This is a genomic window from Xanthomonas floridensis (genome assembly GCF_001642575.1).
Lineage (GTDB): Bacteria > Pseudomonadota > Gammaproteobacteria > Xanthomonadales > Xanthomonadaceae > Xanthomonas > Xanthomonas floridensis.
In genome coordinates this window covers 1-12,750 of sequence record NZ_LXNG01000004.1, presented here as the reverse complement: position 1 = coordinate 12,750, position 12,750 = coordinate 1, and the positions used below count along the sequence as shown (strand labels likewise).

The 12,750-nt window shown below is 66.0% G+C and carries 8 protein-coding genes; 2 read left to right on the top strand and 6 right to left on the bottom strand.

The genetic code is table 11. The features are described from left to right. Window positions 1–142: 142 nt before the first annotated feature. Window positions 143–898, top strand: a complete 756-nt coding sequence (locus tag A7D17_RS02930) for an SDR family NAD(P)-dependent oxidoreductase (protein ID WP_064507728.1) — start codon at window positions 143–145, stop codon at window positions 896–898. A 166-nt stretch (window positions 899–1,064) separates the two neighbouring features. Here A7D17_RS02930 and A7D17_RS02925 read toward each other — a convergent pair whose 3' ends face one another. The 5 genes from A7D17_RS02925 to speA all read right to left on the bottom strand — a co-directional run bounded on the left by A7D17_RS02925 (window position 1,065) and on the right by speA (window position 11,122). After that, a complete protein-coding gene (locus A7D17_RS02925) occupies window positions 1,065–2,192 on the bottom strand; it encodes an acyltransferase family protein (RefSeq protein ID WP_064507727.1) in 1,128 nt (375 codons plus the stop codon). 634 nt (window positions 2,193–2,826) lie between these two features. Then, window positions 2,827–4,155 carry a glycosyltransferase gene (locus tag A7D17_RS02920; protein ID WP_064507726.1) on the bottom strand — a complete coding sequence of 443 codons (1,329 nt, stop codon included), beginning with the start codon at window positions 4,153–4,155 and terminating at the stop codon, window positions 2,827–2,829. After that, a complete protein-coding gene (locus tag A7D17_RS02915) occupies window positions 4,148–8,134 on the bottom strand; it encodes a non-ribosomal peptide synthetase (RefSeq protein WP_064507725.1) in 3,987 nt (1,328 codons plus the stop codon). The genes A7D17_RS02920 and A7D17_RS02915 overlap by 8 nt, the downstream gene beginning before the upstream one ends. Before the next feature lie 541 nt (window positions 8,135–8,675). Beyond that, a complete protein-coding gene (locus tag A7D17_RS23870; protein WP_153041883.1) occupies window positions 8,676–9,011 on the bottom strand; it encodes a hypothetical protein in 336 nt (111 codons plus the stop codon). A 224-nt stretch (window positions 9,012–9,235) separates the two neighbouring features. After that, a complete protein-coding gene (gene speA / locus A7D17_RS02910) occupies window positions 9,236–11,122 on the bottom strand; it encodes an arginine decarboxylase (protein WP_064507724.1) in 1,887 nt (628 codons plus the stop codon). Window positions 11,123–11,358: 236 nt separating this feature from the next. On the opposite strand from speA, the gene speE reads away from it, so the two are divergent. Then, window positions 11,359–12,216 (top strand): polyamine aminopropyltransferase, encoded by an 858-nt coding sequence (gene speE / locus A7D17_RS02905; protein ID WP_064507723.1) that lies wholly within the window; start codon window positions 11,359–11,361, stop codon window positions 12,214–12,216. A 295-nt stretch (window positions 12,217–12,511) separates the two neighbouring features. Here the strand turns inward: speE and A7D17_RS02900 are convergent. Further along, a partial coding sequence (locus A7D17_RS02900; protein WP_153041882.1) for an integrase core domain-containing protein occupies window positions 12,512–12,750 on the bottom strand: 239 nt, incomplete at its 5' end.

Below are 12,750 nucleotides of genomic sequence, written 5' to 3'. Positions count from 1 at the left end.
TCACCGTCAGGCAGGCGCGGCCGATGCCCGCCGCGGTCCGGACCACTCGTACACTTTGGCTCCGAGCGCGCCGCACCCACCCGACCATCGCTCGCCACGTTTTCAAGTCACTTCAAGCATCCCCCATCCCCTGGAGTTCCCCATGTCCAAGACCGTCATGATCACCGGCGCCACCTCCGGATTCGGCAGCGCCGCGGTGCGCCGCTTTGCCGCCGCCGGCTGGAAGGTCATCGCCACCGGCCGGCGTGCCGAGCGCCTGGATGCATTGGCCGCGGAACTGCCCGCCGGCCAGGTGCACACCGCCGCATTCGACATGCGCGATGCGCAGGCGCTGGACGCGGCCATCGATGCGCTGCCGCCGGCCTTCGCCGACATCGACGTACTGGTCAACAACGCCGGGCTGGCACTGGGCACTGCGCCGGCGCAGCAGGCCGACCTGCAGCAGTGGCAGCAGATGATCGACACCAATGTCACCGCCCTGGTCACCCTCACCCACCGGTTGCTGCCGGCGTTGATCGCACGTCGCGGCGCCATCATCAACATCGCCTCGGTGGCGGCCACTTACCCGTACACCGGCGGCAATGTCTACGGCGGCACCAAGGCCTTCGTGCAGCAATTTTCGCTGGGCCTGCGCTCGGACCTGCACGGCACCGGCGTGCGCGTGACCTCGATCGAACCGGGCATGGCGGAAACCGAATTCACCCTGGTGCGCACCGGCGGCAACCAGGCCGCCTCGGACACGCTCTACCGCGGCGCCACCCCAATGACCGCCGAAGACATCGCCGAGCAGATCTTCTACGTGGCCAGCCTGCCGGCGCACTTGAACATCAATCGGCTGGAAATCATGCCGGTGACGCAGTCGTTTGCCGGGTTTCAGGTGGCGCGCGACGCGCAATGAGGCAGTGCGGCTGAGAGGTGGGTGGAAACGGTGAGCGCGCAGGGCGCGGGCTACGCTGCGCGGTGCGCCGCGCAAGGCATGTGGCGCATCGAACGGATTCATCAGAAAGCCGCGCATTGCGCGGCTTTTTACTTGTGCCCCTTCGACCGATGAACTACACAGCGCATTACGCCAGCTCGGCACCCCTGCGCAGTGCCGCACGCCGCCGCAGCAGCGCGCCGCGCAGCTGCAGGAACGGAAGCTCCACCGCGTAATGCAGCAACGCGCCTGCCGCCAGCGCCACCACGCCATACACCACAAATGCCAGGAGGCCCCGGCCTTCCAGCGTGGCGCCAAACCATTCTTGAGTCACATGAAACATCGCCTTGTGGGTCAGGTACAGGCTGTAGGAGATCGCCGCCAGCCAGGCCGCACCGGGCACGCGCAGGCGGCCGAAGGCACTGTCGGTCGCGGTGCCTGCCAGCACCAGCAAGGCCAGGCCGAACGAGAGCACCGGCCACCCCACCGCATTGCCGATCAGGCCGGTACGTTCGCGAAACAGCCACATCGCCAGGGCCAGCACTGCGATGCCGGCCAGCAACCAGGTGCCTCCACGCTGCTGCAACCGTTGCCAGGTCTGCGGGCGAAACACCTTGAGCACCGCCAGCACCACGCCGGCCAGCAGGCCGTCGAGGCGGTTCCAGGTGGGGTAGTAGATGTCTTCGACAAACCAGTTGCGCTGCTGCCCGCCGCCGATCTGGTCCAGCGCGGTGTTGTGCAGCCACACGCTGGTACGCAATACGATGCCGGCCAGCACCACCACCACGCACAACGCAATGAAGCGCCTGGCCGACGGCCGCCGCAACAACAGCGTGGCCAGCAGCGGAAACACCAGATAGAAATGCTCTTCCACGCACAGCGACCAGGCGTGCGAGAAGGCAGCCTGCTGGCCGTAATCGACGAACAGGTTCAGGGTGAAACTGGCGAACATCCACCACGGCGCCAGCCCGGGCGCTTCGCGAAACCCCGGCCACACCATGTAGACGATCAGCACCACCGCAAACGCCGGCAGGATGCGAAACGCGCGCCGCAGGTAGAAGTCCTTGAAATCCAGCCGCTGCCCGCACGCCAGCGGCATAAGCACCTGGCTGCCGATCAGAAACCCGCTCAGTACGAAGAACAGGTCCACCCCCATCCAGCCGTAGCGCGACAGCCACGCCCAGTCCGGCCCCAGCCCGCCGACCACGAAGGAATGGAACAGCATCACCCAGACGATGGCGATGCCACGCAGCAGGTCCAGAGCGGGATAGCGCATAGGAGCGATCGGCAATGAGGACGGCCGATTGTGCCGTATGGCTGACGCCCATGCGTAGGTTGGGCGATGTGAGCGTTGCCGGCGGCGCTGCGGTGCGTGCTGCCGGTGCATTCCCCGCTCACGCATCGGGATGCAAAGCACCGTGGCAGACACGTGGAGAGATGGACAGACAACGCATCGAGCGGCGGACGATCACTGCGACGAGCGTCCGCAGCCATGCCTGCAGGGCAGCGGGCGATCCATGCGGTTGCGAGGTTGCCCTGACGTCACGTCGTACTGCTGCTTGCGCCGCATGGCGAGGGGCGCCTGGCCTGCGGCGGCGATGTGGCTGGCCGCTGCGACCGACGTGGACCGATGCAGCCTTGCGTTCAATGCACTGCCTGCCACCCCGTTGCATCACGCCAGCGACTTAGAGTGGCCAACACGACAAAGCGAGCATTCGTCAGGCGCGTCTGCGCGCCGCGCTCGGGAACAGGAGTAAGCGAGCGGTACACGTCGCAACGAATGACGGCCGTGCCCGCCTGACGGCGAGCGCAGCTGTCCTGATCGCTGCACTTAGCCTGCCTGCGCAGGCATGAGACTCCCTGTCGCCGAGCACGATGCGCGGCTTGACACCGATGCAGCACTGTCAGCCTCAGGCCACCGCCGCCTGCTCGACCCGTGCCACCCGCGCGACTGGATGCAATAGCCCCCAGGCTTCCAGCCGATCGACCGCGTTGCGCACGCCGTCTTCGTCGCGAATGCGCTGGCCCAGCGCGCGTGCCGCCGTGCGCATGGCGGGTGTACTGGCCTGGCGCAGCGCTTCGGCCAGCGTCTCCGGCTGAAGGCCGACACGTGCAAGTGCAGGTGGTGCCACCCCACGTTGGGCCAGGCAATGCGCCCAGAACGGTTGGTCGTAGCCGAACGGCAGCACCACCGATGGAATCCCTGCGGCAAGCGCCGCACCGGTGGTGCCGGCACCGCCGTGATGCACCGCCACCGACACCCGCGGGAACAGCCAATCGTGCGGCGCCTGCTCCAGCTGGAAGAAGCGCCCGGCATCGTCGGAGGCATCTTCCCCGGCCGCCAGCCCGCCCCAGCCGCTGGCCAGCAGCGCGCGTTGACCGGTCAAACGCACCGCCGCCTTGACGATGGCGGTGAGCTGCGCCGCATCGCTGCTGATCATGCTGCCGAAACCGATGTACAGCGGCGGCGGGCCGGCCTGCAGAAATGCCTCCAGCGCGGCAGGCGGCTGCCACTGCGGCTGCGGCAGCTGCCAGAAGCCGCTGACCTGGGCCCGGTCCGGCCAGTCCGGCGGACGTGGGCACAGATGCTCGCTATAGCCATACACCACGCGCTGCGCGCTGCGGTCGGGGCCACTCCACGGATACGCCGGCAACCCCAAGGCCGGGCGCACGATGCCGTTGAGGGCCGGGCGCATCAGCTGCCAGCCGGCAAAGCGCACCGCGTGATGCAGCGCCACGCTCACCAGCCCAGGCAGACGCACGGTGGGCATCAGCATCAACGGCACATGGCGCGAGGCGGTGAGCGGCTGCAATTGCGTAAGCACCACCGGCAGGCCATAGGCCTGGCCCAGGCTGTGCGCCAGCAGGCTCGCGCTGCCGACGCCGAGAATCAAGCCGGCATCGGCACAGGCCGCGCGGCCCTGCTCGGCCCAATCGCGCGCCCACTCCAGCAGCTGTGCACGCAAAGTACCCCAGATGCCGCGCCAGCCACCGCGCATCTCGGCAACATCCGGATGACCCTGCAACAGTTTCTGGTGGTCGCCGCTGAGCGGAAAGAACTCAAGACCGTTGGCGCGGATCAGCGATGCGAAGTTGGCGCTGGTCAACACCCGCACCGGGTAGCCGCGCTCCTGCAGGCCGCGGCCAAGCGCGATGATCGGGCGCACATCGCCGTGCGTGCCCAGGGTGGCGATGACGACCGGGCGGCTGGCTGCAGCCGAAGCGAGAGACTCAGGCATATTCGGCTACCCCGTCGTTGGCACTGGCGCTGGCGATGCTGGCGTCGCGCTGCGACACCTGTGCACTGGCCTGGTGCAGCAGCGCACACAGCGTTGCCGAGTGAGCGGCCGACAGCATCGAGTGGTGATCGCTGTCCAGTGCGTGCAGATGCAGCGTGCGCACATACGGACGCCATGCCTGCGGCCGGTAGTCCACCCATTGCGCCTCGTCGCCACCGGAGCTCATGCGCACGCTGGCTTCGACGAACAGCACATCCTGATTCAAGGCCCGCGGCCGGTGGCGTCGCGCCAGGTGCAGGTGATGCTGGGTCACTGCGCCCAGGTCGTCCAGCAGCGTGGGGCGGTGCTCCAGCAACTGCCGCACCGCCGGCACGGTGGTCAGCCCGTAGTGATCGCACAACAGGCTGGCCAGCTGCGCCACCGTGGTCGGCATCGGTTGGTCGTGCGCCAGCGTCAGCCCCAGCGCATGCACCGATGCACGCACGTTTTCCGCTTCGGGCAGCGCGGCGGCCTGTTCCAGATGCGGGTAGCTGTCGAGCATCGCCAGCAACTCGACCTGTTCGCCCAGGTCATGCAATTCGGCGGCCATGGCGTGCGCGATCAGACCGCCCAACGACCAGCCCATCAAACGATACGGTCCATGCGGCTGCACGCTGCGCAGACGCGCCAGATAATCGCGGGCGATCGCCTCGATGCTGTCCGGGCGATGCTGCGGGTCGCTCAATGCCGGCGACTGCAATGCGTACACCGGCCACTGCGGATCGAGCTGGCCGAGCAGGGTGAGATACGACCAGCCCAGGCCGATGACCGGATGGATGCAGAACAACGGCGTGGCGCCGGCGCTGCCTGCGCGCATCGGCAGCAGCACGCTCAGCGGGTCGTTCGGTGCCTGCGCGCTGCGTTTGATCACCTCCGACAGGCCGGCAATCGTCGGCGCATGGAACAGCGCGCCCAGCGGTAGCTCCACGCCGAACAGTTGCGGGAAGCGCGCCGCCATTTCTGCCGCGCGCAGCGAGTCGCCACCGAGTTCGAAGAAATTATCGTCCACCCCCACCACCTCGATGCCCAGCACCTCCTGCAGCAGGTCCGCCAGCTGATGTTCGAGCGCGTCACGCGGCGCCACATGCGCGCGCTGGGGCAACGCGCCCGGCGCAGGCAAGGCGCGGCGGTCCAGCTTGCCATTGGCCGTCAGCGGCAACGCCGGCAATGGCATCCACAGGCTTGGAATCATCGAGGCGGGCAAGCGCTGTTGCAGATGGGCGCGCAGCAGCTCGCTCGACGGCGTGTTGCCATGCTTGCCCACCACGTAGGCGAGCAGCTGCACGGCGTTGTCGCCATCGCTGTGCGCAACCACCGCCACCTGCGCCACCTGTGCATGCAGCAGCAATGCGTTTTCGATTTCCGCCGGCTCCACGCGGTGGCCGCGGATCTTCAATTGCGCATCGGCGCGGCCGATGAATTCCAGCAGGCCGTCGCGGCGCTGACGCACGCGGTCGCCGGTGCGGTACATGGTGCTGCCGTCGTCGGCGAACGGATCGCGCAGGAAACGCTCGCTGGTGAGCTGCCGCTTGCCGCGATAGCCCTTGGCGACACCGACACCGCCGATATACAGCTCGCCGATCGCGCCGGTCGGCAACGGCTGCCGCTGCGCATCCAGCACATAGACGCGTGTGTTGAGCAGCGGTCTGCCGATCGGCGGTGCCGCCGCATCGGTCAACTGCAGCGGCATGATGGTCGACCAGATGGTGGTTTCGGTCGGCCCGTACAACTGGGTCAGGCGCCCGACCCGGCTCAACAAGTGCGTCGCCAACTCGGGCACCAAGGCCTCGCCGCCGACCAGCGCATGGATGCGATCCAGGGCCAGATCCTGATTGGCCAGCAGGATGCGCCACAGCGACGGCGTCGCCTGCACCAGGCTGATCTGCTCGTGGACGATCAAGCGCGAGAGACCGCGCGGGTCATGACTGATGCCAGCCGGCGCGATGACCACGCGCGCACCCACCAGCAACGGCAGATACAGCTCCAGCCCGGCGATGTCGAAGGTGATGGTGGTGACCGCCAGCACGCGGTCGCGCGGACGCAACGCCAGCTCGTGTTCCATCGCATGCAGGAAATTGAACAGGTTGCGATGGCTGATCTCCACGCCCTTGGGCGTGCCGGTGGAGCCGGAGGTGTACAGCACATACGCCGTCCCATCCGGAGTCGCCAACGGGTCGATCGCCGCTGGCAGATGCGCCGGGCGCGGGTCCAGCCAGACCATGCCGCCGAGCAGATAGCGCTCGCACAATGCCGGCTCGCAGACCAGCGCAATGGCGCCGGAATCGTTGAGCATCTGCCGATTGCGCGCCGCCGGGCTTTCCGGGTCCAGCGGCAGGTAGGCCGCGCCGCTCCACATGATGGCCAGCAAGGCCACCAACAGATGCTCGCTGCGCGGCAACGCGACAGCGACCACATCGCCAGGGCGCACCCCGTCGGCCACCCATTGCGCAGCGATCCGCGAAGCGAGCTCGCACAGCGTGGCGTAATCCAGCGTGCGGTTTTCGTAGTGCACGACAACGGCCGCAGGCATCGTCTCGGCACGCTGCAACATGCCGTGCAACAACGTGGCCGGTTCCGGCAGCGCTGCGGCGGTGTGATTCCAGGTGTGCAGCAACCGGCGGCGCTCTTCCTCGCCCAGCACATCCACTTCACCCAGCGCGCATGCCGGGTTCGCCAGCACGACATCGGCCAGATGGGCCAGGCGACGGCAGTGTTCGGCCAGCTCGTCGCTGTCGTACAACGCCGGATTGGCATCCAGATCGAAGCGCAGGGCCGCGCCGTCGCCGCGCTCGTAGCAGAAGATGGTCAGATCGTCGGCCGGGCCGTTGCACAGGTTATGCGGTATCGCATACGCCTCGCCAAAGCGCAGCGCGTAATCGAAGGCTTCGATATTGACCGCCAGGCGGGCGAACTTCTGGTCGATGCCGAACATGCCGATGTCGCGACGTACGTCCTCGAAGCGATATTGCTGATGCCGCAAGGCATGCCTGACCACCGAGGCGACCTGCGCGAACAACGCATGGATCGGCTGCTGCGGGTCCATCTTCAGGCGCAGCGAAATCACATTGGCCACCAGCCCGGCAGTCTGGCGGTAGCGTGCATTGATGCGGCCGGTCACCGGCATCGCCAGCACCAGATCTTCGGCACCGGTGCAGCGGTAGTAATAGGCGGCGATCAGCGAGATCAGCATCTGCGGCAGGCTGGCGCCGTAGTCCTTGCCCATCGCGCGCAGGCGCACCACCTGCTGCGGCGAAAACTGCCCGGTGCCGCGCAATAGCCCGGTGGAGAGATGGTTGCCGGGGCGCGCCAGGGTTGCCGGTGGCGGCAGATCGGCCAGCTGCTGCATCCAAAAATCGCGATCGCGCTGGAAGCGGTCGGAGGCGCGGTACTGCTGCTCCATCTCCACCAGCGACAACGCACTGCCGTAATCCGCGGGCTCCGGCTCCACGTCTGCGGCGTAGGCGTTATACAGCACCGACATGCGCTGCATCATGATCGAGGCGCAATAGCCATCCATCACCAGATGGCTCACGCACTGCACCCACATATGGTGATCCTCGCCGAGCCGGAACACCGCGCAATGCCATAACGGCCCATGCTCCAGGTCTTCCGGTTGACGGATTTGTTCGTCCACCCAGTGCTCGGCGGCATTGCGCGGCGCGGGATCTTCGCTGACGTTGAAGTAGGGAACCGGCGCGGTGTACTCGGGCAGGATCACCTGCCGCGGCACGCCGTCGTGCTCCACGATGCACAGCCGCAGCGTGTCGAACTCGCGCGCCAGCTGCAACGTGGCGCGGACCAATAGCGCAGGGTCCAGCGGACCGAACATTTCCAGTGCTTCGGACAACATCAAGGTGTTGTCGGTATGCAACTTGCTGGCCACCCACAGGCCGCGTTGCGCTCGGGTCAAGGGAACCAGGGGGGCGGCATCGGCGTGCATTGCAAGCATCCTTTTGTATGGCGCGCGGTCGCCCGGAGCGACTTGGCCGCGTTGCGGTCAAAGTGACGCCGGATCAGCACTTGGTAATGAAACGCGAGATAGAAAACACCGTCGACTGTCGGCAGAAGCCGGCAATCCGCAGTGGACACGCACAATGGACACGCACTACGAAGCGACAGGCACCATCGAAACCCCGATTGTGCAAATGTCTGATTGGAGCAACTTGTATCCCGACAAGTTAAACAAACACTAACAATTCGTCCGAGGACAGAACCGTGCAAAAATCACGAAATGCGCGTGATGTGTAAAATTTTTTAACCGAAGTGTGATTTCAACTAGTGTTCTCGATGCATAGCTGCGGGCAGATGCGATGCGACACCGCTGCGCATTGCAGGAAAACACCGCAAATACAGTATCCAATACGCAACCGCGCTGCGCCCCGGCAGCGAACGGACGCGGTGCTTATCGCGTGACTTGCAACGAACGCCACGCGTAAGACCAGTGTGGCCGGCAGCGTTGATAGGCCTGCATTTCGTGCGAATCACTGCGTAAAACAAGCGGGCTTTGGCGACGCGCCTATCTGCAACCCCAGCGCATCAGGTACTACTTTCATTGGCGCAATGATGGATAGGATGCGGCGTTCGCAAGCACGTCGATGCTTGCAACGCATAAGACCATTGCGCACGCCGTCGTTGATACGCCTGCTTATTGTGCAGATCACCGCATGAAACATGGCGTTTTCTGCAGCAACGCTGCCGGTGGTCGCACGATCATGCAAGCGTCGCCCGTTTGTCATCGGCGTGAAGCATCGCTGCGTTTTGCTGATGTGGCGCTCTGCAGACCGCTGGCGTCTGTTGTGGCTGAGCGTGGCAGACACAGGCACAGCTGCGGCATCCAGAGCCGGACGATGGCGTGCCTGGCGGCTACGGATGCGGATGCGGTGAGGATCGAGTACGACGCGGCGAATGGCGGTCGCCGCACTGCGCCGTTGGGCAGTGTCGCGAGCCAGCGCCCTGCGCGATTCACCCCTTGCCCCATGAGGCGGAGCGCCTGACACAAGATCAGCGCGCTGCAGCACTGGCCCGCAGCGCGCGGCGTGCATCAGCCCAAGGGTTCGTCGGACAGATAGGTGTAGCCGGTCAGCCCGGCTTCCAGCGCCTGGCTCAGTTCCTGCGCGCGCTCCGGCGGCAGCTGCGCGGCGGCGATGCGCTCGGCATAGGTCGCGCGCAACGTGTCCAGCTGATAGCCCACGTAATCGAGCATCACATCGGTGGTATCGCCGCGACGCTGCTGCACGATGCGATATCCGGCGCCATCCACGGCCACTTCCACCGCATCGGTGTCGCCGAATAGGTTATGGATATCGCCCAGGATTTCCTGGTAGGCACCGACCAGGAAGAAACCGATGCGATAGCTCTCACCCGCATTCAAGGTGTGCAGCGGCAGCGAGCTGTCCAGGCTTTCGTTCTCGACATAGGTCTTGACCATGCCGTCCGAATCGCAGGTCATGTCGGCGATGATGCCGCGCCGCTGCGGCGCTTCGTTCAGGCGTTCGATCGGCACGATCGGGAACACCTGATCGATCGCCCACACATCCGGGATCGACTCGAACACGCTGAAGTTGACGAAGTACTTGTCCACCAGCCGCTCGTTGAGCTCATCCAGCACCGGGCGGTGGCTCTTCTCGTCGAAGCTCAGGCGCGCGCGCACCCCGTGGGCGATGGCATAGAACAAATCGTCGATGCGTGCGCGGTGGGTCAGGTCGATCTGGCCCAGCGCGTAGGCGCTCAGGCCCTCGGCATGGAAGTGCTGGGCTTCCTGGAACAGTTCCACTGCCGGGCGCACGTCGAGCTCGTCGTGGATCTCGCGCAGGTGGCGGATCGCCGCCGGCTCGTCGTCGTGCGCATCCGGCACGCGGCCTTCCGGCGCCTGCTCCACTTCGGACACGTTGGCGATCAGCACCGCGTGGTGCGCGGTCATTGCGCGGCCGCATTCGGTGACGATGCGCGGCGGGGTCAGGCCGTGTTCCTCGCAAGCGCTGGCCAGCGGCTGCACGATATTGCTGGCGTACGAATGCAGGCCGTAGTTGATCGAGCAATAGCTGCGCGAGCGCGTGCCTTCGTAGTCGATGCCCAGGCCGCCGCCCACGTCCACATGGCTGATCTTGGCGCCCAGGCGCGAGAGCTCCACGAAATAGCGCGTGGCCTCGCGCATGCCATTGGCGATGTCGCGCACGTTGGAGATCTGCGAGCCCATGTGGAAATGCAGCAGGTTCAGGCTGTCGGCGTATTCGGTGTCGCGCAGCGTCTTCCACAGGTCCAGCACCTGGCGCGGCGACAGCCCGAATTTGGCCTTGTCGCCACCGCTGTTCTGCCATTTGCCCGCGCCCAGCGAGGCCAGGCGCATGCGCACGCCCAGGCCCGGCTTGACGTCCAGCGCGCGTGCCTCTTCCAGCACCAGGGTCAGCTCGGACGGCTTTTCGATGACGATGAAGGTCTGCAGGCCCAGCTTGCGGCCGATCAGCGCCAGGCGGATGTATTCGCGGTCCTTGTAGCCATTGCAGACGATCAGCCCGCCCGGACGCGACAGCGCCAGCACCGCCATCAGCTCCGGCTTGCTGCCGGCCTCCAGGCCGAAGCCATCGCCGTGGTGGCTGGCCAGCGTGCCGGCCACGCCGCGATGCTGGTTGACCTTGATCGGGTACACGGCCGTGTAGCCGCCGGCGTAGTCCCACTCCGATTGCGCCTGCGCAAAGGCCGCCTGCAGCTTGCCCAGCCGCTGGCCCAGGATGTCCGGGAAGCGCACCAGCAGCGGCAGCTTGGCGCCAGCCGCGCGCGCGGCATCCACGACCTCGGGCAGCGACACCGATGGGCCGTCGACGGTGGGGGTGACCACCACGTGGCCGGCGGCGTTCACATCGAAATACCCATCGGCCCAATGCGGGATCGAGTAGGTCTTGCGGGCTTGGTCGAGGGACCAATCGCTCATTTCGTTGTCTCGGCTGGGGCAAAAAGGGCGTGAAGTGTAACGCCTGGCACGCGCAGGGTCCGTTACAATCCGCGCCGACTTCACGCCCCGCTCCTGGTCGGATCGGGGCCGAGCAAGGGTCAGCCGCCGCGCAATTTGGCTGCACGCGGCTGCGCCCGACCCTCATCCGGCGCTACGCGCCACCTTCTCCCGCCGGGAGAAGGAACCGCCCGCTTCTTTTCGATTAGGACGTCCGCATGAGCACCAACGACAACTGGTACATCGAACACTTCCAGCCCACCGGGTCGGCCATCGGCTTCCGGATCAGCGGCAAGCTGGACGAGGTGCAGTCCCCGTTCCAGAAGATCGAGATCTACCAGACCACCGATTGGGGCAAGCTGATGCTCATCGACGGCGCGGTGATGCTCACCAGCCGCGACAATTTCTTCTATCACGAGATGATCAGCCACCCGGCGCTGTTCACCCACCCTGCGCCCAAGCGCGTGGTGATCATCGGCGGCGGCGACTGCGGCACGCTGCGCGAGGTGCTCAAGCACCCGGGCGTGGAAAGCGCCACCCAGTGCGATATCGACGAGCAGGTCACCCGCATGTCGGAGAAGTATTTCCCCGAGCTGTGCGATTCCAATCACGACGCGCGCGCCGAGCTGCTGTTCGACGACGGCGTGGCCTACATGGCCAATTGCCCGGCCGGCAGCGTGGATATCGTGATCGTCGATTCCACCGACCCGGTAGGCCCGGCCGAAGGCCTGTTCAACAAGGCCTTCTACGAGAGCTGCTTCAGGGCGCTGAAGGACGACGGGATCCTGGTGCAGCAGTCCGAATCGCCGCTGGCGCTGCTGGACCTGATCAACGAAATGCGCACCGAAATGGGCAAGGCCGGCTTCCAGTCGTTCAAGACCCTGCCGTTCCCGCAGCCGTGCTACCCCACCGGCTGGTGGAGCGTGACCATGGCCAGCAAGCAGGCCAAGGCCGATTTCGCCTTCCGCCAGGACGCCGCGCAAGCCAAGGGCTTCGAGACGCTGTACTACACCGCGCACCTGCATACCGGCGTGCTGGTCGCACCGCCGTTCGTGGCCAAGGCGCTGGGCGAGTAAGACTGCCAGCGGCACAAGGTGAACGGTCGCCAGATGGACATGACAGGCGCGGAGCAGCCGCCATGTCCATGCGGCAGGCGGCCCCGCGCAGCGACTGCGCCCGCCTGACGACCACGTGCCGGTCTTAACTGCCGTAGCCTGGCACCCCACAACCGGCGTAGCGGTCTGCGCGCATGCTGCGGCAAGCGCAGAGCACCGCAGACCGCGGCTTGAAGCGATTTCCCGATCCCCTGCATGCACCGCTTGGCACGGCCGGTGCGCGTAACGGGCATGCACGACGCCGTACGCTCCGGTTCTAGGTGTGTAAACCCACCACGTTGTTCATTGGAATTGGAATTCGGGAGATGGGGGGTTTGTAGCCGAGGCTGGCGTGTGGCCGATGCCAGTTGTAGTGATGCAGCCAGCCCTGGAAGGCGTTGGCGCGTTGCGTGGAGTCGGTATAGGAGCGCGCATAGGCCCATTCTCGCAGGCTGGTCTGCACCAGCCGTTCGGCCTTGCCATTGGTGCGCGGCGTGTAGGGTCGGGTTCGCAGAT